The organism is Crossiella sp. SN42 (assembly GCF_023897065.1).
Classification (GTDB): Bacteria; Actinomycetota; Actinomycetes; order Mycobacteriales; family Pseudonocardiaceae; genus Crossiella.
Window position 1 is genome coordinate 54,183 of record NZ_JAMHIV010000035.1, and the last position, 21,073, is coordinate 75,255.

General features: G+C 72.8%; 22 protein-coding genes. 6 read left to right on the forward strand and 16 right to left on the reverse strand.

What is annotated here, in order from left to right; all coding sequences use genetic code 11:
* The first annotated feature begins 6 nt into the window (after positions 1–6).
* Together M8C13_RS34600 and M8C13_RS34605 are read left to right on the forward strand one after the other, a co-directional pair.
* Positions 7–1,029, forward strand: coding sequence for a sensor histidine kinase (locus M8C13_RS34600; RefSeq protein ID WP_252484994.1), 1,023 nt, complete (start codon positions 7–9; stop codon positions 1,027–1,029).
* Positions 1,026–1,658, forward strand: a complete 633-nt coding sequence (locus tag M8C13_RS34605; RefSeq protein WP_252484995.1) for a response regulator transcription factor — start codon at positions 1,026–1,028, stop codon at positions 1,656–1,658. The genes M8C13_RS34600 and M8C13_RS34605 overlap by 4 nt, the downstream gene beginning before the upstream one ends.
* Here the strand turns inward: M8C13_RS34605 and M8C13_RS34610 are convergent.
* Complete coding sequence (locus tag M8C13_RS34610; RefSeq protein WP_252484996.1) at positions 1,655–2,431, reverse strand: NAD(P)H-binding protein; 777 nt, start codon at positions 2,429–2,431, stop codon at positions 1,655–1,657. The genes M8C13_RS34605 and M8C13_RS34610 overlap by 4 nt on opposite strands.
* Before the next feature lie 54 nt (positions 2,432–2,485).
* On the opposite strand from M8C13_RS34610, the gene M8C13_RS34615 reads away from it, so the two are divergent.
* The gene (locus M8C13_RS34615) at positions 2,486–3,370 is read left to right on the forward strand and encodes an Lrp/AsnC family transcriptional regulator (protein WP_252484997.1); all 885 of its coding nucleotides are present in this window, start codon (positions 2,486–2,488) and stop codon (positions 3,368–3,370) included.
* Positions 3,371–3,374: 4 nt separating this feature from the next.
* Here M8C13_RS34615 and M8C13_RS34620 read toward each other — a convergent pair whose 3' ends face one another.
* From M8C13_RS34620 to M8C13_RS34640, 5 genes are all read right to left on the reverse strand, one after another.
* On the reverse strand, positions 3,375–4,103 hold the full coding sequence (locus M8C13_RS34620) for a 3-keto-5-aminohexanoate cleavage protein (protein ID WP_252484998.1): 729 nt from the start codon (positions 4,101–4,103) through the stop codon (positions 3,375–3,377).
* Between the two features lie 11 nt (positions 4,104–4,114).
* A complete protein-coding gene (locus M8C13_RS34625; RefSeq protein ID WP_252484999.1) occupies positions 4,115–4,615 on the reverse strand; it encodes a GNAT family N-acetyltransferase in 501 nt (166 codons plus the stop codon).
* Positions 4,584–6,725: an NAD-dependent DNA ligase LigA gene (gene ligA, locus M8C13_RS34630; RefSeq protein WP_252485000.1), complete on the reverse strand. Its 2,142-nt coding sequence runs from the start codon at positions 6,723–6,725 to the stop codon at positions 4,584–4,586. Before ligA ends, M8C13_RS34625 begins: the two co-directional genes overlap by 32 nt.
* 40 nt (positions 6,726–6,765) lie before the next feature.
* Positions 6,766–7,437 (reverse strand): hypothetical protein, encoded by a 672-nt coding sequence (locus tag M8C13_RS34635; RefSeq protein WP_252485001.1) that lies wholly within the window; start codon positions 7,435–7,437, stop codon positions 6,766–6,768.
* Positions 7,438–7,651: 214 nt separating this feature from the next.
* The gene (locus M8C13_RS34640) at positions 7,652–8,563 is read right to left on the reverse strand and encodes a LysR family transcriptional regulator (protein WP_252485002.1); all 912 of its coding nucleotides are present in this window, start codon (positions 8,561–8,563) and stop codon (positions 7,652–7,654) included.
* A gap of 69 nt (positions 8,564–8,632) precedes the next feature.
* Here M8C13_RS34640 and M8C13_RS34645 point away from each other — a divergent pair, with 69 nt between their 5' ends.
* Positions 8,633–9,652 carry a putative sulfate exporter family transporter gene (locus M8C13_RS34645; RefSeq protein WP_252485003.1) on the forward strand — a complete coding sequence of 340 codons (1,020 nt, stop codon included), beginning with the start codon at positions 8,633–8,635 and terminating at the stop codon, positions 9,650–9,652.
* 43 nt (positions 9,653–9,695) lie between these two features.
* Here M8C13_RS34645 and M8C13_RS34650 read toward each other — a convergent pair whose 3' ends face one another.
* On the reverse strand, positions 9,696–11,588 hold the full coding sequence (locus M8C13_RS34650; RefSeq protein ID WP_252485004.1) for a glycoside hydrolase family 9 protein: 1,893 nt from the start codon (positions 11,586–11,588) through the stop codon (positions 9,696–9,698).
* A 147-nt stretch (positions 11,589–11,735) separates the two neighbouring features.
* Between M8C13_RS34650 and M8C13_RS34655 the strand changes: the two genes are divergently transcribed.
* Complete coding sequence (locus tag M8C13_RS34655) at positions 11,736–12,920, forward strand: alpha/beta hydrolase (protein ID WP_252485005.1); 1,185 nt, start codon at positions 11,736–11,738, stop codon at positions 12,918–12,920.
* Position 12,921: 1 nt separating this feature from the next.
* On the opposite strand, the gene M8C13_RS34660 is transcribed toward M8C13_RS34655, so the two are convergent.
* Complete coding sequence (locus tag M8C13_RS34660; protein ID WP_252485006.1) at positions 12,922–13,947, reverse strand: methionine synthase; 1,026 nt, start codon at positions 13,945–13,947, stop codon at positions 12,922–12,924.
* 42 nt (positions 13,948–13,989) lie between these two features.
* Complete coding sequence (locus M8C13_RS34665) at positions 13,990–14,400, reverse strand: nuclear transport factor 2 family protein (RefSeq protein WP_252485007.1); 411 nt, start codon at positions 14,398–14,400, stop codon at positions 13,990–13,992.
* A 109-nt stretch (positions 14,401–14,509) separates the two neighbouring features.
* On the opposite strand from M8C13_RS34665, the gene M8C13_RS34670 reads away from it, so the two are divergent.
* Entirely contained in the window at positions 14,510–15,676 is a 1,167-nt protein-coding gene (locus M8C13_RS34670) for a Fic family protein (RefSeq protein WP_252485008.1), read from the forward strand.
* A 42-nt stretch (positions 15,677–15,718) separates the two neighbouring features.
* Here M8C13_RS34670 and M8C13_RS34675 read toward each other — a convergent pair whose 3' ends face one another.
* The 7 genes from M8C13_RS34675 to M8C13_RS34705 all read right to left on the reverse strand — a co-directional run bounded on the left by M8C13_RS34675 (position 15,719) and on the right by M8C13_RS34705 (position 21,050).
* Entirely contained in the window at positions 15,719–16,096 is a 378-nt protein-coding gene (locus M8C13_RS34675) for a VOC family protein (protein ID WP_252485009.1), read from the reverse strand.
* Entirely contained in the window at positions 16,086–16,475 is a 390-nt protein-coding gene (locus M8C13_RS34680; RefSeq protein ID WP_252485010.1) for a VOC family protein, read from the reverse strand. The genes M8C13_RS34675 and M8C13_RS34680 overlap by 11 nt, the downstream gene beginning before the upstream one ends.
* A 63-nt stretch (positions 16,476–16,538) precedes the next feature.
* A complete protein-coding gene (locus M8C13_RS34685) occupies positions 16,539–17,354 on the reverse strand; it encodes a carbohydrate ABC transporter permease (RefSeq protein WP_252485011.1) in 816 nt (271 codons plus the stop codon).
* Positions 17,351–18,253: a carbohydrate ABC transporter permease gene (locus M8C13_RS34690; protein WP_252485012.1), complete on the reverse strand. Its 903-nt coding sequence runs from the start codon at positions 18,251–18,253 to the stop codon at positions 17,351–17,353. The genes M8C13_RS34685 and M8C13_RS34690 overlap by 4 nt, the downstream gene beginning before the upstream one ends.
* A gap of 2 nt (positions 18,254–18,255) precedes the next feature.
* Entirely contained in the window at positions 18,256–19,593 is a 1,338-nt protein-coding gene (locus tag M8C13_RS34695; RefSeq protein WP_252485013.1) for an ABC transporter substrate-binding protein, read from the reverse strand.
* Between the two features lie 46 nt (positions 19,594–19,639).
* Complete coding sequence (locus M8C13_RS34700; RefSeq protein WP_252485014.1) at positions 19,640–20,125, reverse strand: hypothetical protein; 486 nt, start codon at positions 20,123–20,125, stop codon at positions 19,640–19,642.
* Positions 20,112–21,050, reverse strand: a complete 939-nt coding sequence (locus M8C13_RS34705) for a LysR family transcriptional regulator (RefSeq protein ID WP_252485015.1) — start codon at positions 21,048–21,050, stop codon at positions 20,112–20,114. Before M8C13_RS34705 ends, M8C13_RS34700 begins: the two co-directional genes overlap by 14 nt.
* Positions 21,051–21,073 lie beyond the last annotated feature (23 nt).

A 21,073-nucleotide genomic window follows, 5' to 3' on the forward strand; every position in this document is an offset into this window, starting at 1 on the left:
GGCCGCATGAACGACGCCACGCTGGCCGGCATCGCCTTCCTCGCCCTGCTCGGCGGGGTGCTGCTGGAACGCGGCGAGCTGTCCTGGCCGCCGGTGCTGCTCAGCCTGGCACTGAGCCTGCCGCTGGTGCTGCGCCGCCGGTACCCGGTGGCGGTGGCGGTGGCCTGCGCGGCGGTGGCCTTCGTCGGCACCGGGCTGCCCGGCTGGTCGGGACGCACCGTGGCCGCGGCCGCGTTCTGCTCGGCGGTCTACCACCGCGGCGAGCGGTTCGGGCCGGTGGTGGCGCTGTCGGTGGGCTGGACGGTGCTCTACGGGCTCAGCGCGCCCGCGCCGCCCAGCACACCGGTGCTCACCGAGGCGGTGCTGCTGGGCCTGGCGCCGGTCGCGGCCGGGGTGGCGCTGCGGCTGCACCGGGAACGGGTGCGCTCGGCGGTCGCGCTGCGGCAGGCGGAGCTGGCCAGGGTGGTGGCGGACGAGCGGCTGCGCATCGCCAGGGACGTGCACGACGCGGTCGGCCACCACCTGACCGCGATCCGGTTGCAGGCCATGGCGGCCCGGCGGGTGCCCGAGGCCGCGCCCGCCGCGCTGACGCTGATCACCGACCTGTCCGCCACCGCGCTGACCGAGACCAGGGGCCTGCTGGCCGAGCTGCGCGAGGACCCGGGGCTGGGCCAGGTGACCGAGCTGGCCGCCCGGCTGGCCAGGGGCGGGCCGCGGATCACCGTGCGGGGCTTGGAGATCGGAGTGCCGGAGCTGGTGGGGCGGCACGCCTACCGGATCGTGCAGGAGGCGCTGACCAACGTGCTGCGGCACGCCGCGGCCACGGAGGTCGAGGTGGAGCTGCGCCGGACCGGGACGGAGCTGGTGATCACGGTGCGCGACAACGGCCGGAGCGCGGGCGAGCCCCGGCCCGGCCACGGTCTGCGCGGGCTGACCGAGCGGGCCGCACTGCTCGGCGGCACCTGCACCGCCGGGCCGACCGGCGACGGCTGGCTGGTGCGGGCCGTATTGCCCTGGGAGCCGCGATGATCCGGGTGCTGCTGGCCGACGACCAGCAGCCGGTGCGCGCGGCGCTGCGCCTGCTGCTGGACGCCGAGCCCGACATCGAGGTCGTCGGCGAGGCGGCCAACGGCGCGGAGGCGGTGCACCTGACCCGCTGGCGGCGGCCGGACGTGGTGCTGATGGACATCCGGATGCCGCACCAGGACGGCCTGACCGCGATCGAGGAGCTGGCCGGGAGTTCGGCGCGCATCCTGGTGCTCACCACCTTCGACCTGGACGACTACCTCTACCGCGCGCTGCGGGCAGGCGCGGCCGGATTTTTGTTGAAGGACAACGATCCCGAGCTGCTGACCACGGCGATCCGGGCCGTGCACGGCGGGCACGGGCTGATCGACCCGAAGGTCACCAGCGGGCTGATCCGGCGCTTCGCCGAGCTGGCCCCCGCGCCGCCCGGCCCGGAGCTGGCCACGCTGACCGACCGGGAGCGGGAGGTGCTGCGGGCGCTGGCGCGCGGGCTGAGCAACGCCGAGATCGCGGCCGAGCTGGCGGTGGGCGAGGGCACGGTGAAGACCCACGTGGCCAGGGTGCTGGCCAAGCTCGGGCTGCGCACCAGGGTGCACGCGGTGATCTACGCGCACGAGCACGACCTTGGCTAGAACTCCGCCGCGTGGTCGGCCACCCACTGCCGGAAGGTCCGCGCGGACGAACCGGTCACAGCCGCCACCGTGTCGGTGATCTCGGGACTGGGCTGGGCCGACATCGCGGCGTAGGCGTCCAGCAGGACGTCCACAAAGGACAGTGGCAGGCCGTCGGCGAGCAGCTGCCGCCGGGCGGCAGGGCGGTCCAGCTCGACCCAGCGCAGCGGGCGGCCGAGCACCTCGCCGATGATCCGCACCTGCTCGGCCTGGCTGAGCACCTCGGGCCCGGTCAGCCGGTACACCTGGCCGTGGTGGCCTTCGCCGGTGAGCGCGCGCACCGCCACCGCCGCGATGTCCGCCTCGTGCAGCATGGCCATGCCCAGCCCGCCGTAGGCGCCGCGCACCTCGTTCCCCGCCCTGATCTGCCCGGCCCACCACCGGGCGTTGACCGCGAACGTGCTCGGCCGGATGACCGTCCACTCCAGACCGGACCGCCGGATCAGCTCCTCCTGCGCGTCCATGCTCAGGTCGCGGACCCCGCCGGAGCCGAGGAAGACCACCCGGCGCGCGTGCCTGGCGATCTCCGCGAGCACCCCGGGGAGCGCCTCGCCGCTGTGCAGCGGCCAGATCAGGAACACCGCGTCCACCCCGCGCAGGCTGTCGGTCAGGCTCTCCGGGCGGGCCAGGTCCGCGCGATCTCGGGGCAGGGCAACGGCTTGCGCGCCAAGCTGAGTCATCACCTGGCGGCCGACGTTGCCGGTCGCCCCGGTCACCAGAACTCGTGTCGTCATGGCTTCACAGTCGGGTCCGGATGCGGATTACCGCCCGTGAACTACGGTGATCCGGTGGAATCCGTCATCCTGGACGAGCTGGAGCGGGAAATCGTCACCGCGCTCCAGCAGGACGGCCGGGCCCCGTTCAGCCGGATCGCCGGGGCGCTGGGCGTCTCGGAGAACACGGTGGCCCGCCGGTACCAGCGGCTGCGCTCGGCCGGGCTGCTGCGGGTGGTGGGTTCGGTGTACGGCCCGCTGGCCGGCTACACCTCGTGGACCCTGCGCATCCGCTGCACCCCGGACGCGGCCACCCCGATCGCCACCGCGCTGGCCCGCCGCCCGGACACCTTCTGGGTGCACCTGCTCTCCGGCGGCACCGAGATCTCCTGCCACGTCCAGGCCCGCACCGACGCCGACCGGGACACCCTGCTGATGGACAAGCTGCCGCGCACCGCCAGGGTGCTGGACCTCAGCGCGCACGCCCTGCTCGGCCCGAGCGGCCCCGCGGTCACCCTGGACGACGGCGACCACGCCTTGCTGGCGGTCCTGGCCACCGACGGCCGCGCCCGGCACACCGAACTGGCCGCGGCCACCGGCTGGTCGGAGTCCACGGTGAAGCGGCGGGTCGACGCGTTGCGGGACAGCGGAGTGCTGGTGTTCGAGGTGGACGTGCCGCCCGCGGCGCTGGGCCTGCGCGCCGAGGCCCGGCTGTGGCTGACCGTGCGGCCCTCGGCGCTGCGCCGGGTCGCGGCGGCGGTCGGCGGGCACCCGGAGGTGAGCTTCGCCGGGGTGACCACGGGGCGGACCAACCTGACCGCGATGGTGGCCTGCCGCGACGCCGGGGAGCTGTACCGGTACCTGACCGAGCGGGTGGGCGGGCTGGCCGGGGTGCACTCGATGGAGACCGCGCCGGTGGTGCGGACGGTGAAGCGGTCCGGGGCGCTGCTGCCGCGCTGAGGGGTCAGGTGGCCTGGGCGGCGCGGACCAGGGCGGCGTTGTCCGGGGCCGGGGTGCCGTCGGGCAGCACCAGGGTGTCCTCCAGGCCGATCCGGCGGTGCAGGCCCAGGCGGACGGCCTCGGCGAGCACCGGCCAGGCGCCGCCCTCCTCGCCGTGCAACAGGATCGGCAGGTCCGGTGGCAGGAAGTCCAGCGCGGCGAGCAGGTCGGCGGCGGCGGGCTGGGCGCGGTCGGGGTTGGTCTCCTGGACCTCGGCCAGCACCCGGATGGTGCCCGCAGGCACGCCCTCGGCGCGCAGAATGGCCGCGGCCTTGGTGGTGAACACGCCGAGCTCGATGCCGACGCCCGCGCGGTGCAGGGCGGCGCAGACCGACAGCCAGCCGGGCTCGTGCACGTTCACCGAGGCCACGTCCGGGCGGCCGGCGGCCAGGCCGGACCAGCCTTCGACCAGTTCGGTGCGGCGCACCGGGTCCGGGGTGATCCAGGCGCCGGTGCTGACGCCGATCTCCACGCCGGGGGCGGCGGCCCGCACGGTGGCGACCACGGTGGCCAGCTCGGGACCGGCCAGGGTCTCCAGGCCGACCGCGTCCCTGGGGTGCAGGTGCACCGAGGTGACGCCCAGCTCGGCGACCTCGGCGACCGCGGTGGCCAGCTGCCAGGGGGTGATGGGCACGGTGGGGTGGGCCTCGGCGGGCCGGCTGCCGTTGGGGCAGCACTGAAGCAGCGGCAGCATTGCGGGCGCTCCTAGCTCAGTTCCCGGACGAAGCCGTGCAGCAAGACTCCCGGAACCGGGGAGAAGTCGCGCGACGGCAACCGGGTGAACCCGTGCCGCCGGTACAGCCGGTGCGCCGCGGCCATGGTGGAGGTGCTGCACATGACCACGCGGCTGACGCCCAGGTCAGCAGCCCGGTCCAGGACCGCGCGGAGCAGCTGTTCGCCGATGCCGCGGCCGTGGTGGGCCGGGTCGACGGCGAGCATCCGGAACTCCAGTTCACCCGGTTCGGAGACCTCGGCGAACTCGGTGCCGGGCAGCACCACGGTCACCGTGCCCAGCAGCCTGCCCTCCTCGTCGGCGGCCACCAGCAGCTCGGCCGCGCGGGCGCGGGCGGCCGCGTTCCGCAGCGTGGTGCCGTAGTCGCTGCCCTCCGGGATGAACCCGCCCGCTTGGTAGGCGGCGACGGTCAGCTCGCCCACCGCGTCCAGCTCGGCCGGTTCAGCCGGTCGAACCCTGATCTCCGTCGCCATCCCCGGCTCCCCCGTCCGCGCCGACCGTGGCAACCCCGGCGGCTGCCTCCGGACCTGACTCCAGCAGCACCCGGAACCCGTCCTCGTCCAGGACCGGCACCTTCAGCTGCACCGCCTTGTCGTACTTGGATCCTGGCGCTTCGCCGACCACCACAAAACTGGTTTTCTTCGACACCGAGCCGACCGCCTTGCCGCCCCTGGACAGGATGGCCTCCTTGGCCTCGTCCCTGGAGAAGCCGGGCAGGCTGCCGGTGACCACAATGGACAGTCCGGTCAGCGTGCGCGGCACCGACTCGTCGCGGTCCTCGGCCATGCACACCCCGGCCGCGGCCCAGGCCTCGACCACCTCGCGATGCCAGTCCACCTCGAACCACTCGCGCACGGCTTGCACGATGGTCGGCCCGACGCCGTCGACCGCGGCCAGCTGCTCCTCGGTGGCCTGCGCGATCACCTCGATCGAGCCCAGCTCGCGGGCCAGGTCCCTGGCCGCCTTGGGGCCGACGTGCCGGATGGACAGCGCGACCAGGATCCGCCACAGCGGCCGGGTCTTGACCGTCTCCAGGTTCTCCAGCAGCTTCTGCCCGTTCGCGGACAGCTCGCCCGCCATGGTGCGGAACAGCGGCACCTGGCGCAGCTTGTCCGCGTCCAGGTCGAACAGGTCGCGCTCGTTGGTGTAGACGTCGGAGGCGACCAGGGCGGCGGCGGCCTCGAAGCCGAGCACCTCGATGTCCAGCGCGGACCGGCCGGCCAGGTAGGACAGCCGCTCGCGCAGCTGGCCAGGGCAGAACTGGGCGTTCGGGCAACGGATGTCGACATCCGCCTCCTTCATCGGCCGCAGCGTGGCCCCGCACTCCGGGCACTCGGTGGGCATGATGAACTCGCGCTCGCTGCCGTCGCGGGCCTCCACCACCGGGCCGAGCACCTCGGGGATCACGTCGCCCGCCTTGCGCAGCACGATCCGGTCGCCGATCAGCACGCCCTTGCGCCGGACCTCGTTGGCGTTGTGCAGGGTGGCCCGCGCGACCACCGACCCGGCCACCTTGACCGGCTCGGTCACCGCGAACGGGGTGACCCGGCCGGTGCGGCCCACATTGACCCGGATGTCCAGCAGCTGGGTGGTGACCTCCTCCGGCGGGTACTTGTAGGCGATCGCCCAGCGCGGCGCGCGCGAGGTGGCGCCCAGGCGGCGCTGGTGGGTGACCTCGTCCACCTTGACCACCACGCCGTCGATCTCGTGCTCGGCGTCGTGCCTGCGCTCGCCCCAGCCGGTGATGTAGGCGGTGACCTCGTCCACAGTGGACAGCACCCTGGTGTGCGCGGAGACCCGCAGGCCCCAGGCCTTGAGCGCGTTGTAGGAGTCGGACTGCCGGGCCGGTTCGAAGCCGGCGCGCTTGCCCAGGCCGTGGCAGATCATCCGCAGCGGGCGGCTGGCGGTGACCTTGGGATCCTTCTGCCGCAACGATCCGGCCGCCGCGTTGCGCGGGTTGGCGAACGGCGGCTTGCCCGCCTCCACCTGGGCCGCGTTCAGCTCGGCGAAGTCGGCCAGGGTGAAGAAGACCTCGCCGCGGATCTCCACCAGCTCCGGCACCGGGAACTCCGCCGTGCCGACCAGGCGCGCGGGCACATCGGCCAGGGTGCGCAGGTTGAGCGTGACGTCCTCGCCGGTGCGGCCGTCGCCCCTGGTCAGGCCGCGTTCCAGCCGCCCGTCCCGGTAGAGCAGGTTGACCGCGAGGCCGTCGATCTTCAGCTCGCACAGGAAGTGCGCGTCCGCGCCGACTTCTTTCTCCACCCGCTCGGCCCAGGCCTGGAGCTCCTCGGCGTTGAAGGCGTTGTCCAGGCTGAGCATCCGCTCCAGGTGGTCCACCGGGACGAACTCGGTGGCGAAGCTGCCGCTGACCCGCTGGGTCGGCGAGTCGGGGGTGACCAGGGCCGGGTGCTCGGCCTCCAGGGCTTGCAGCTCGCGGAAAAGCTGGTCGAACTCGGCGTCGGAGATCACCGGCGAGGTCACGTAGTACCGGTACTGGTGGTCGGTGATCTCCTGGGCCAGCTCCGCGTGGCGCTGGCGCGCCGCCGCGGTGACGTCTAGCTCACTGCTGTCGTTCCTGGTCACAGCGGGAAGCCTAGTCAAACCCACCGACAGTTCTGCCGGGTCAGCGGCCGGAGTGTCGCCGGTCCAGCTCGACCACCAGCTCGCGCAGCTCGACCAGGGTGATGGCGTCCACCGGCTCGGCCTCGGCGGTCTCCACCCGGCCCAGCCGGTCCCCGGCCAGCCGCTCGCCGAGGGTGGCGTCCAGTGGCAGGAAGGTCATCGCGGCCTTGCCCGCGTCGTCCAGGGCGGCGATGCCGGGGTGGAACACCGCGACGTCGACCAGCCCGGCCTCCTCGTCGATCAGCGCGGCCAGCCGGACCTGGGACAGCGGCAGCCGGTGCGGGCCGAGGTTGACGGTGACCTCGTTGGGGTCGGGCACCGGCGGCACCGCGTCGTAGAACTCCCACATCGGGCCGGGATCGGGCGCGGCGGCCAGCCAGGCGTCGGTGTAGGGCCGCAGGTCCGGGTCGCCCTGGGCGCTGAGCACCAGCGCGTACACCGCCCGCTGCCCGCGTTCCACCGCGAACTGCAGGTTCGGGTGGATCGCGGTGACCGCCTCCACCACCAGGTTCTCCACCCGGCCGGGGTCCTTGTCCCCGAGTGCCGCGCTCACCTGCGGCAGCAGCTCGGTGTTCCAGCGCTGCCAGAACGCGACGGCGGCCTCGTGCGGGTCGGCTGGCTCGACCGGGTCGGGCTCGAAGCCGCCACGCAGCTTGCGCAGGAACCGTTTCATGGCCGCCAATCCTCATCCAGTGCGGGGCAGGACCTGTGCGAGAAGTCTCGTGTGCGAGAGCCGTGATCGAGGTGGTCCCTGGCGGTGCGGCCGGGCCACCCTCATACCGGACGTAGTCGGGTGGCCCGGCCGTGCCGCCAGGGGCCGCCTCGGCGCGGGTATCGTGCGCGAGACTTCTCGCACAGGTCCTTCAGTACCCACCGTAGCGTCGAAGTCACCGGGCCGGGCGAGAAGCTCTGGTCGCGACTGCCAGCAGGGCTGCCGCCGGTGGCGCGAGCGCCCGCCCGGCGGGCCACACGGCGCGCAGCTGCCGCCGCAGGTCGATCCCGCTGACCGGCACCTCGACCAGCCGTCGGTCGGCCAGGTCGGCCTCGACCGCGAGCACGCTGAGCACCGCCGGGCCGGACCCGGCCGCGACCGCGCCGCGCACGGCCGTGGTGGAGCCCAGCTCGACCAGTGCCCGGACCTTACCCACTCCGGTGCGTTCCATCGCCCGTTCGAGGGTTTCCCTGGTGCCCGAACCCCGTTCCCGGACAACCAGCGGAGTACCCACGAGCTCGGCCGGGCCAACCGGTCGTCGCCGTTTCGCCCACGGATGGCCGGGCGCGACCACCACGGCCAGCCGGTCCTCGGCCACCCGGCGGGTGCGCAGACCGCGCGGGACCGACGGCGACTCGACGAAACCGAGGTCGACCTCGCCGCGCCGGGCCAGCTCGGCCACCGCGGCCGAGTTGGTCACCTGCAAGCCCACGTACAGCCCGGGGTTGCCGCGGCGCAGCTCGGTGATCCAGCCGGGCACCAGGTGCTCGGCCACGGTCATGCTGGCCGCCACGCTCAGCTCGGCCACCCGGCGGGCGCGCAGGGCCTCCGCGCCGTGCAGCAGCACGTCCAGTTCGGCGAGCACCCGTTTGGCCCATTCGGTGACCATCTGGCCGGACTCGGTGAGCGTGGATCCCCTGGTGCTGCGGTCGACCAGGGCCAGCCCGAGCCGTTTCTCCAGGGTGGCCAGGCGTTTGCTGGCCGCGGGCTGGCTGATGCCCAGCCGCGCGGCGGCCTGGCCCAGACTGCCCAGCTCGGCGAGCCGGACGAGCAGGTCGAGTGACTCGGGGTCCGGCGGTTTGCTCATAACCAAACATTATGACGGCCTAGCCAACTCGGCCTACCGAAGTGTCACACGCGGGCCGATGCTGGTGTGGTGAGGACATTTACGCGGGGCTCGGCAACGGCGCCGGGCTTGCTGGTGGTCGCCGCCGCGGTGGCGGTCGCGCTCGGGGTCGCGGCGGTGGCGCCTTCGGTGAGCGCGCTGACCGTGGCGGTGCTGCTGGGGATCGCGGCAGGGAACCTCGGCCGGTGGCGGACCGGGACGGCGGTCCAGCGGGCCACGCGCCCGGCGAGCGCGGCCGGGTTGCTGCCAGCCTCCTGCTCCCCCGGGCTGAGCTGGGCCGCGCGGCGGCTGGTGCGGGCGGGTGTGGTGCTGCTCGGACTCCAGCTCGCGGTCAGCGACGTGCTCGACCTGGGCGGCGGCATGCTGCTGGTGGTGCTGGCCACGGTGGCCGGGACCTTCCTCGGCACCCGGCTGCTCGGCCGCTGGCTCGGCCTGCCGGAGGGCCTGAGCACGCTGGTGGCCACCGGCTTCTCGATCTGCGGCGCGGCCGCGGTGGCCGCGATGGAGGGCGTGGTGCCCAGGCGGGACCGGGACGTGGCCACCGCGGTGGCGCTGGTGACGCTGTTCGGCAGCCTCTGGATGCTGCTGCTGCCGGTGCTCGCCGAGCTGCTCGGCCTGTCCGCGCGGGCCACCGGCGGCTGGGCGGGGGCGAGTGTGCACGAGGTGGCGCAGGTGCTGGTCGGCGCGGCCCCCGCGGGCGCGGCGGCGGTGTCGGCGGCGGTGGTGGTGAAGCTGAGCCGGGTGGTGCTGCTCGCGCCGCTGGTGACCATCGTGGGCCGACGTCAGGGGCAGTGGCTGCCGCCGGTGTTCGTGCTCGGCTTCGTGGCGATGATCCTGGTGCGCAGCACCGGGTTGCTGCCGGACCCGGTGCTGGCGGTGGCGAAGGTGGCGGCCACCGTGCTGATGGCCGGGGCGCTGTTCGCGCTGGGCACCGCGGTGCGGCTGCGGGAACTGCTCGCCACCGGGCCGAGAGCACTGGTGCTGGGCACCGCCTCCACCGCGCTGGCGGCCGGGATCTCGTTGGCGGGCTTGGCCTTGGTGGGCTGGTGACGGCCCCCGGTCGGGGTCAGGGGGCCGCCACCAGCACGTTGGTTCAGCGCAGGGCGGTCAGGCCCAGCGCCAGTGTTCCCGTTGCGGTGTAGTCGATCGCGGGCTCGCTGCTCGGCCAGGCCCGCACGTCGTCGACGAACCGGGAGCCCTGGCCGTCGAAGGCCGCCAGCGGGTGCGAGCACGCCACGCCGCCGCCGGGCAGGTCGCCCAGGCTGGCGAACTTCTCCGCCGCGTTCGGCCCGTTGACCACACCGCCGACCAGGATCTTCTCCCCGCCGGTGGTGCTGCCGGAGAGGTTGGCCGCCTGGTGGTGCGGGCAGTACGGGAACCGCGGCCCGACGCCGATCACCAGGGACAGGCCCCAGGAGTTGGCGCCGAGGGCGAAGTTGCGCTGCTGGGAGCCGAAGGCGTCGTAGCTGCGGTCCCTGGTCACCGAGCGGTACAGCTCGACGGTGGCCGCGTAGCCGAAGCTGCGGGTGGCCACGTCGAAGGCGGTGATGTCCACCGCGGTGCGGAACGGGCTGGTCGCCGCGCGGGCCACGCCCTTGTCCAGCTGCCGCTTGAGGTCGCCGATCAGCTGCGCCTCGGTCACCTGCGCGTCCCGGACCCACCTGGTGCGCAACACCTTCACCAGGTCGGCGTGGCCGAGTGCGCTGGTGTTGTACAGGTTCAGCGTGTCCTGGTCGCCGGAAGCCAGGTAGGCCCTGGCCCACCGGGTGGCCTGGGTGGCCCAGTCGCCCGCCCTGCGGTCGCCGAGGGCGTGCCCGGCCAGCGCGAGCTGGGTGGCCCCGTACTCCAGATCGTCGGTCCAGGAGTTCTCCGGGTAGTAGGAGTGCGGGAACGCGGTGGTCAGCTGGCCCACGTCGGTGGTCTTGGCCTGGGCGAAGACCGAGGCGGCCTGCTCCAGGTAGTACCGGGCCTTGCGCCAGTCGCGGCGGGACTCGACCTGGGCGGCCAGCGCGAAGGCGGCCGCGGCGCGACCGGCCAGGTTCGGGCTGATCTTCTCCCCTGGCGCGGCGGCCCGGAACACCGGGCGGTGCTTGATGAAGTACTTCTCATCGCCCGGCTTCACCTGGAGCGCGTCGTCGGTCTCCGGCAGCCGCCACACGTCGTGGTCGCCGAGGATGCCCAGGTCCGGGCTGCCCACGCCGATGCCGACCTGCACGTAGAAGGTCTTGGACTTCTCGTCCCATGCCTTGTCCAGCCACTTGAGCCCGAAGTCGATCTCGCTGGACAGGGTGCGGTCGCGGTTGCCCTCCCGCTGCACCAGCAACAGCTCGCCGAGGGTGTAGGCGGTGTTGGAGGTGAACTTGACGAAGTCGCCCGCGTCGACCCATCCGCCTTCCAGGTCCACCGTCTGCCCGGTGGGCTTGAGCGGTTCGGCCAGCTGGTTGTCCGGCCGGAAGTTCGGCGTGTCGTAGACGATGGCCTTGGCGTCGCTGAGGTGCGCGGGCTTGCGGCCGAGCCTGCCGGGCACCACGTCCCCGCCGTCGCGCTGGGCGGCGTAGAAGTCGAAGGTCTTGTCCGCCACCGGCCCGAACAGCTGCCGGGCGGTGCCGATCTGGAAGGTCGCGGAGGTGGCCCGCACCGGGCCGGAGACGGTGACCCGGTAGCTGCCGGGCCGCTTCAGCGCGGAGAAGTCCAGTGGGTGCACCGCGGTGTACCCGGCGTTCCAGCCGCCGAGGCTGGCCCCGGCCTGGCCGGCGAGCACGGTGCGGCCCGCGGCGTCGAGCACCGTGAACCGGGCGCCCTCGCTGCTCGCGGGAGCCATCAGGTAGCCGATCTTGGTGTCGTCGTGGGCGTACCCCACGCCGTCGAGCCGGATCTGACCACTGGCGGCCGCGTTCGCGGTCGCCGCGCTCACCATCGCCGCGCCGAGGGCCACGGCGGTGCCGATCGCCACGGTTCGGAGCAGGGCAGGGCGAGGAACTCGCATGAATCCTCGGCATTCCTGGGTCGGCCGACCCAATTAGTTAATAAAGTTGTCTATTTGGGCGGAAAGTATTCCCGGACATATCGCCCAAGGTCAATGCGTAGTCGTACTAGGCATCAGCTGGCCTAGACCTGGGTGTAGGAAGGAGGTATGCCGGAGGAACCCCCTAAGCCAGCCAGGCGCGGCTGGCTACTGCCCGCACTGGCCGCCCTGCTCCTGCTGCTCGCGCTGGCGGCGGCCTGGCTGCTGTTCTTCGACCGCCAGCCGTCCTTCCTGCCCGCGCTGGTGCTGCGCACCTTCCCGCTGCACGTGCTGGCGCTGAGCCTGCTCGCGGTGGTGGTGCTGCTGCTCGCGCTGCGCAAGCGCCGGTGGCGGACCACGATCGCGGCCGCGGTGGCCGTCGCGCTGTCCGCGGCCACCGGCCTGGTGCCGACGATCATCACCAGGGAGCAGGCCAGCCGGGCGGGCGCGGAGGTCAGCCTCGGCACGTACCTGGCCAACGCCGCGCACCTCAACCTGGGCTCGCCGGAGCAGGGCCGCACCGTGCGCTACGCCTCGCCCGGCGGGCACGGGCTGGACCTGGACGTGTGGCCCTCGGCGGATCCGGGCTCGGGCAAGGCGATGCTGCTCATCCACGGCGGCGGCTGGGCCTCGGGCAACCGGAGCATGACCCCGGAGTGGAACCGGCTGCTGACCGGGCTTGGCTACACCGTCTTCGACATCGAGTACCGGATGGTGCGCGACACGCCGCCCGGAACCGCTTGGCAGGCAACGGTCGCGGACAGCCGGTGCGCGCTGGCCTGGATCACCGCGCACGCGGCGGAGTACCGCGTCGACCCGAACCGGATCTCGGTGATGGGCCAGTCCGCGGGCGGCCACCTGTCGCTGATGACCGCCTACACCGCGGGCACCGACGCCTTCCGCCCCAGCTGCGACCTGCCTGACGGCAAGATCAAGTCAGTGGTGGACTTCTACGGCCCGTACGACCTGCCCGCCTTCGCCACCGGTCCGGACGGCACCGACACCGGCCGGGCCATCCTCAACGACGTGCTGGGCGGCAGCGCGCAGCAGCAGCCGGACCGCTACCGCGCGTTCTCCCCCAGCAGCTACCTGCGCGGCGGCCTGCCACCCACGCTGATCGTGCAGGGCGAGCGGGACTTCCTGATGCCGCAGTCCCAGGCGCGCATGCTCGACGAGGGCCTGACCAAGGCCGGCGTGCCGCACCAGGCGCTGTTCCTGCCCTACGCCGACCACGGCTTCGACGCGAACTGGGGCTCCTACCAGACCCAGCTGGCCCGTTCGGCCGTCACCAGGTTCCTGGCCGAGCACGGCTGACTCACCAGCCCTCCGGCGGCTCCACGAACGCCTTGCCCAGGTCCCTGCTGAGCGCGAGCGCGCGCCGGACCCAGCTCAGAGAAGCTCCGGCCATGCCACAGCACGGAGTGGCCACCGCGCGCTCGGCGAGCAGTTCGCGGTTGAAGCCGAGCCGGTCGACCAGGCGCAGCGCCGGGTCGGCCAGTGCGCGCAGGGTGGGCGGGGTCTTCGGTTCCAGCGTGGGCACCAGGCCGAGGAACAGCGTGGTGCCCGCGTCCCAGGTCTCGCCCAGCTCGTCCCAGAGCGCGGTGGGGGCCTTGCCGATCAGGGTGGCGTCCAGCGCGATCGCGTCCGCCCCCGCGTTGCGGAACAGCGTCACCGGCGGCCGCGGCGCGCAGCAGTGCACCACCACCGCGCACCCGGTGGCCGCCTTGACCCGCTCGATCAGCTGCCCCAGCAGTCCCTGCGCGTCCGGCGCGGGCACCGCCGCCACGTTGCCGTAACCGGAGGGCGTGGGCAGCCGCCCGTCCAGCACCGCGGGTAGCGCGGGCTCGTCGAGCTGGAGCACCACAGCTGCGCCGGTGCGCTCGGCGACCTCGCGGATGTGCCGGATCAGCCCCTCGGTCAGCGACTCGGTGAACTCGCGCAACGCGCCCCGGTCGGTGAGCACCCGGTGCCCGCGCACCAGCTCCACCTGGGAGACCAGCGTCCACGGCCCGGCCGACTGGAGCTTCACGGTCTCCCGCGCTCCGGTGGCCTCCAGTGCCTCGTCGAAGGCGTCCAGGTCGGTGCGCAGCAGGTCCACCGCCCGCCGGTGGTCCCGCCCGGCCCGCGCGGTCACCCGGTACGCCGAGGGCACCAGCTCCACCGCGAGCTCCACCAGCAGCCCCGCGGTCCGGCCGATGATGTCCGCGCCGACCCCGCGCGCGGGCAGCTCGGGCAGGTGCGGCAGCTCGGGCAACTCGCCCAGCACGATCCGCGCGGCCTCCAGGGGGTCGCTGCCGGGCAGAGAGCCGATACCGGTAACCGTGCCGGGATTCACCTTCACCCGCCCAAGCCTGCCACGCCTGTCCCGTGGGCCGGCCGGGGGTCAGGCGGTGAGCGCCACCGCGACGGACAGGCTGTCCTCGTAGACGTGGTAGCGCGTGATCAACCCGTCCACCACGGTGAACCGCAGCGCGCACAGGGCGGTGTAGGACCGGCCGGTGGCGCGCACGGTCTGGGCGAGCTCGACGAAGAGCACGGCGTGCTGGCCGTCGACGAGCAGCTCCGGGGCGCGGCTGGGTGTGCCGGGGATGTGGGCCGCGGCGAGCTCGCGGAAGTGGTCGGCGACGTCGGCTCTGGTGTGGCGGGGGCGGATCCAGGGGACGGCGGGGTGGCCTTCGGCCGGCCAGTTGAGCTGCCAGTCGACCTGCTCGGCGAAGAGGGCGGCGATGTGCTCGGGGGTGCCGGTGGTGGCGCGGGTGAGGAAGTCCTCGATGACGGCGCGGGTGGTGGGCAAGGCGGGTCCTTTCAGTGGATCTTGCCGCCGACCGTAGGCCAGGTCCGCTGACAAGGGGTGTCAGTGTTGCGAGATTGACGAATCAATCGTCAAGGTGGACGATTGATTAATGCTATTCCGCGCTCCGGCACTGGATGCCGACGATCACCGGGTCATCGAGGAGATCGATGACTACCGGCGTCGGCTCCGGTACTTCCTGAGCGAGCCGCGCCGGTGGAAGGGGCAGCTCCGCCGCAACCTGAAGGCGCGCGCCATCCGCGGTTCCAACAGCATCGAGGGCTACGAGGTCTCCCTCGACGACGCCGTGGCGCTGCTGGAGGACGACGAACCGCTCGACGCCGACCGCCGCACGTCGATGGAGATCGTCGGCTACCGCAACGCGCTGACCTACATCCAGCAGCTGGCAGGCGATCCGGAGTTCACCCTCGACCAGTCGCTGCTGCGCAGCCTGCACTTCATGATGCTGGGCCACGACCTGACGAAGAGCCCCGGGCGGTACCGGCAGAGCTCGATCTACGTGCACGACGAGGAACACGACGAGATCGTCTACGAGGGGCCGGACCACGAGCTCGTGCCAGGACTCATGCGGGAGCTGACCGAGGCGCTGGCCGCGGACGGCGACTGCCCGGTCTTCGTGCGCGCGGCGCTCGCCCACCTCAACCTGGTCATGATCCACCCGTTCCGGGACGGGAACGGCCGGATGGCGCGGGCGCTGCAAACCCTGGTGCTGGCCAGGGAGAAGATCCTCACGCCCGAGTTCAGCAGCATCGAGGAGTGGCTCGGCCGCAACACCAACGCCTACTACGACGCGCTCGCCGAGGCCGGTGGCGGGACCTGGCGGCCCGAGCGCGGCACGCACGCCTGGATCCGGTTCAACCTGACCGCGCACCACATGCAGGCCCAGACCGTGCTGCGCCGGATCGACGAGGCGGCCCGGATGTGGCAGCGGCTGGAGACCGAGCTGGCCGAGCGGAAGCTGCCGGAACGCACCGCCTCGGCGCTGTTCCAGGCCTCGATCGGGCTCACCGTGCGCCGCGCGGGCTACGGCAGGGACGCCGAGCTGGAGCCGGGCACCGCCGCGCGCGACCTCCGGATGCTGGTCGAGCGGGGGCTGCTGGTCCCGCGCGGCGAGACCAAGGCCCGGATCTACGTGGCCAGCGAGGAGCTGCGCTCGATTCGCGGCCAGGTCATCACCGCACGGGAGCGGCCGCACGACCCCTACCAGGCGTCTCCGCGGACCGGCGCGTCGCCGCGGCAGCGCAGGAGCACGCGCTGAGCCTGGCGGCCGGGGCGCTGTGCGACGCCCCGGCCCGCCGGCTCAGATCTCCAGCACCGACAGGATGTTCCCCGCCGGATCCGCGAACCACGCGATGTCCGGCCCCTGCCCTGCCTCCGACCCCCGCGCGATCCCCCGCTCATCCGTCATCCCGGCGTACCGCTCAAACCGCACCCCCAGTGCGCTCAGCTCGGTCACCGCCGCGTCGATGTCCGCCACCGGGAAGTTGAGCACCGTGTACTCGGCGGGCACGTGGTTCGGCTTGGGATAGACGAAGACCTCCGCCCCCGAGCCCAGGTGCAGCGTCAACATGCCCTGGGACTCGGTGACGCGCAGGCCCAGGGTGCCGGCGTAGAAGGTCTGGGCGGCGGGGATGTCGTTGACGGAGAAGCCGCTGAAGGCCTTGGTGTCAGCGAACATCGGCCATCTCCGCGCGGATGCGGGCCTGGTAGGCCTCGCCGAGCTCGATGATCTGGATGTAGTTGCCGTCGGGGTCCTCCAGGGTGCCGAAGAGCATGCCCTCGTTGCGTTCCTCCAGCTCGACGAGCCAGGTGACGCCCAGCTTGGTCAGGTGGGCGGCGGCGAACCGGGCGTCCTCGACGTGGAAGTTGAAGATGACGCGGCCGGGTTCGGCGGGGGCGGGGGCGATGTCGTCGCGGTGTTCGATGAGGACGGCGACCTCGCCGAACATGAGGAAGCCGTCCTTGCTGACGTGCGCGCCGAGGGCGTGCTGGTACCAGTCGCGCAGGCGGGCGGGGTCGGTGCTGGCGAGCAGGATGCTGCCGAGGGTGGCGCTCATCGGATTTCCTTCCGGTCCGGGTCCTGTCGGACACCGACGAACGGGCCGGAGGAGAATCGACACTCAGCGGCGCTGGGTGGTCAGGCCGCTGAGGAAGTAGCGCTGGGCCAGCAGGAACACCACGATCATGGGCACGGTGGCGATGGTGCTGGCGGCCAGCACCAGCTCCCACTGGGCCTCGCCGCCCTGGCCGAAGCGGTCCAGCACCGCCTTGAGGCCGCGGGGCACCGTGAACAGGTCCGGGTCGCGCAGGTAGATCAGCGGTTTCATCAGCTCGGTCCAGCTGTTCTTCAGCTCGAAGACGAACACCACGATCAGGCCCGGCCGCACCAGCGGCAGCGCGATGCTGGTGAACAGCCTGGGGAAGGAGGCGCCGTCGACCCTGGCCGCCTCGAAGACCTCGCGGGACTGGCTGAGGAAGAACTGGCGGAGCAGGAAGACGAAGAAGGCCGAGCCGAACAGGTTCTGCGCCCACAGCGGGACCTGGGTGTTGCCCAGGCCGAGCCAGTCCCACTCCAGGTACACCGGCACCATGGTGACCGCGGCGGGCAGCATCATGGTGCCCAGCACCAGGCCGAAGAGCAGGTTGCGGCTGCGGAAGCGGAAGTAGGCGAAGCCGAAGGCGACCAGCGCGCTGGACAGGGTGACCGCCAGCGCCGCGGCCAGGCCCACCAGCAGGCTGTTGAGCAGCCACAGCGGCAGCGGCACCGCCTGCCAGACCTCGCTGAAGTTCGCCGGGGTGAACGGGTCCGGCCACAGGCTGTTGTCGAAGACCCGTTCGCGCGGTTTGAGGCTGGCGCTGAGCAGCCACAGGAACGGGAACAGGAACAGCGCGGCCAGCGCCAGCAGCGCGAGCACGGTGAACGGGCGCCGCCTCACCTCGGGCTCCCCTCGTAGTGCACCAGGCGGCGGCTGGCCCGCACCTGGAACGCGGTCACCACCAGGATGATCAGGAACAGCAGCCAGGCCAGCGCGGAGGCGTAGCCCATCCGCAGCGCGCCGAAGGCCTGCTGGAACAGGTAGATCACGTAGAACAGGGCGGCGTCGCCCTCGGTGCCGGACTGGGCCCCGGCGCCGAAGAACATCGAGTACGCCTCGGTGAAGGTCTGCAACGAGGCGATGGTGTTGACCAGCACGGTGAAGTACACCGTCGGGCTGATCTGCGGCAGGGTCACGTGCCAGAACTGCCCCCACCCCCCGGCCCCGTCCAGCCGGGCCGCCTCGTACAGCTCCGGCGCCACCCCGGACAGCGCGGCCAGGTAGATCACCACGGTGCTGCCCACCGTCCACAGGCTCATCAGCACCAGCCCCGGCTTGATCCAGGCCGGATCGGTTGTCCACTGTGGACCGTCCACACCGAACCAGGACAGCAGCTCGTTGATCGCGCCGGTCTGGCCGTTGAGCAGCAGCAGGAACATCGCCGCCATGGCCACCGGCGGGGTCATCACCGGCAGGTACAGCACGGTGCGGAAGAAGCCGCGGGCCACCGCCATCCGGTGCAGCAACACCGCGATGGCCAGCGCCAGCACGATCTGCAGCGGCACGTGCAGCACGGTGAACACCGCAGTGTTCCACAGCGCGGTGCCCACCTTCGGATCGGCCAGCAGGTCGGCGTAGTTGGCCACGCCGACCGCGCGCGGCGGGTTGACCAGGTCGTAGTCGGTGAAGGAGAGCACCAGCCCGGCGATGGTCGGCCCGATGGTGAACAGGGCCAGCCCGATCAGCCAGGGCGCGAGGAAGAACCAGGCCCAGCGACTCTCCCGCCGCACCACGCTCATGGTTACCTCCGCGCCCGTTCGATGGCCAGCTCGGCCTCCCGCTGCGCCTGCCGCATCGCGCTCACCGGGTCCTGCGCGCCGGTCAGCACCCGGTGCGCGGCGCCCTCGTAGGCCTGGGTGAACTCCAGCCCGGCGGGCACCACCGGCAGCGCGAACGCCTTGTCCTGTAGCCCGAGCACCACCCGCACGCCCGCGTCGATGAGCGGTACCGAGGCGGCCGAGTACAGCTCGGCGAAGATCCGCTCATCCGCCACCCGGTTCGCGGTGTAGGTGCCCGAGTACGGCCTTCCCTTGCGCGCCAAGGCTTCCTTGCGGGCCTTGGCGGCGGCGAACCAGGTGTCCGCGGCGGTCATGGTCACCGCGAACTCGCACGCCTTGGCCGGATCGCGCACGCCGACCGGGATGCCCCAGGCCGAGCCGGAGGCATAGGAGATCGGGTTGCCCTGGCGGTCGGTGAACGGGCGCACCGCCACCGCGGCCTTCGGGGAGTTGTTGGCCAGGGTGTTGATGTACCAGTTCTCCATCGGCCGCGCGGCCTCCTGCCCGGTGGCGAACTCGTTGCCCGCGCCGTGGGTGTCGAAGGAGTCGCGCAGCGCCTTGAACACCGGCCAGCCGCCCTGCCGCCGCACCAGGTCCGCGGTGAAGGCCACCGCCTCGACCACCTTCGGGTCGTCCAGCCGGGGCGTGCGCCCGTCCTGGCTGACCAGGTCGGCCCCGTTGGCCTTGGCCCACAACGGAAGGAACTCCGGCACCTTGGGGTCGAAGCCGATCCGCCGCAGCCGGTTCCCGTCCACTTCGGACAGTCGATCGGTCAGCTCGGCCAGCGCGGCCCAGTCGGTGGTGCTGACCCGCTCCGGCGCCACCCCGGCCGCGCGCACGGTGTCCTCGCCCACCAGCAGCACCCGGACCAGGTTGAACTCCGGCAGCCCGTAGAGCCGCCCCTGGTAGGTCAGCTGGCCGAGCGCGGCGGCGCGGAACTGGCCGAGGTCGACCCGGTGCCGCCGCACGCAGTCATCCAGCGGCTGAAGGGCGCCGCGGGCGATGAAGCCGCCCAGGGTGGTGCGGTCGGCGTAGACCAGGTCCGGCGGCCGGCCCGCGGCCACCGAGGAGAGGAACTGCTGGGCGTCGAAGGCGCCTTCCACGATCCGCACCGGGGTCTCCGGGTGCGCGGCACGGTAGGCGGCGACCCTGGCGGTGGCGTGCTCGTCCGGCAGGCCGAAGCCCATGGTGGTCAGCCCGGCGGCCTCCGGGGCCAGCGCCGCGCCGACGCCGCCGCAACCGGCGCAGGCCAGTAGAGCAGTGCAGGTGAGGGCGGCAATGGCCGTCCGAGGGAAGGGCATGAGCCAACGTTCCCGGCGAGCAGCGCTTCTACACCCGGCAGTCGGGTTACACCCGCCGGTGCCAGGCGGCGACCATGGTGGGCAGGATGACCGCGAGCTGGAACGGGATCAGCAGGGCCGCGATCACCACGCCGCGGCCGGGACTGGGCAGGTCGAAGGCGAGCCAGCCGCCAACCGCGACCAGCTCGGCCAGCAGCAGGGCCTGGCCGATCCGGTAGGCGCGGGCGTAGACCTCGCCGCGCAGCTGCCACTGGTACTCGTCCAGGTTGCGCTCCGGCAGCTCCTCCACGCCCCTGGTGGAGGCCTTGAGCAGCCCGATGCACAGCACGCAGGCCGCGGTCAGCACCACCGCGATCACCAGCAGCGCCACCGGATTTCCCGGCAGCAGGATGAACAGCGCGGCCTCGGCGACCAGCAGCGCGGTCAGCGCGCCGACCAGGCGGCGGCGGGCGGGCAGCGTGCGGAACCGCTCGAACCTGGGGTCGTCGAGCAGTTGGGCGCGCCGGTAGGAGCGCTCTTCACGATCGGTCATGGTCGCCGCTCCCTCCGGTGGTCTGCCGGTACATCTTCGCCCCCGCCGCGGTGAGCAGCCGCACCACCTCCGCGGTCAGCGGCAGCGGGCGGGCCCGGTGCACCACGTGCATCTCGCGCACCGGCGCCAGACCGGTCAGCGAGCGCACCGCCAGCCGCCGGGTGTCGGCCGCGCCGAGCACGCTGGCCGGGACCAGGGAGACGCCGACCCCGGCGCTGAGCAAGCCGAGCGTCACGCCGTAGTCGCGGGTCTCGAAGGCCACGTGCAGGTCCAGCCGGGTCCGGGCGGCCAGCGCTTGCAGGCAGGTCCGGTTGGGCACGCCGGGGCTGCCGCTGATCCACTCCTCCCCGGCCAGCTCGGCCAGGGTGATCCGCTCGGCGGTGGCCAGCCGGTGGCCCGCGGGCAGCACCAGCCGGAGCGGGTCGGTGAGCAGGCGGTGCCGCCGCGCGCCGCCCAGCGGGGGCAGGGTCACCCCGGTGTAGCGGTGGGTGATCAGCAGGTCCAGCTCGCGGGAGGCGATCAGGCCGTAGCCGGCCGGCGGCTCGATGTCGAGCAGGGCCAGCCGGACCGTGGGATGCCGCTGCCGGAACTCGGCCAGCACGGCCGGGACCAGCAGCGCGCCCGCGGTGGCGAAGGTGCCCAGCGCGATCCGTTCCGGGCGCTGGCCCAGCAGCGCGCGCACCGCGTCCTCGGCGTCCCGCAGCTCGCCGAGCACCCGTTCGCCGTGCCGCACCAGCACCGCGCCCGCCTCGGTCGGCCGCACCCCGCCGGGTCCGCGGTCCAGCAGCCGCACCCCGACCGAGCGCTCCAGCTTGGCCAGTTGCTGGGACAGCGCGGAGGGGGTGACCGACAGCCGGGTCGCGGCGGCGCTGATCGAACCGGCGTGCGCGACCTCGACCAGCACCCGCAGTCGGTCGGCGTCCATGCCTTAAGTATCGCTACAAACCC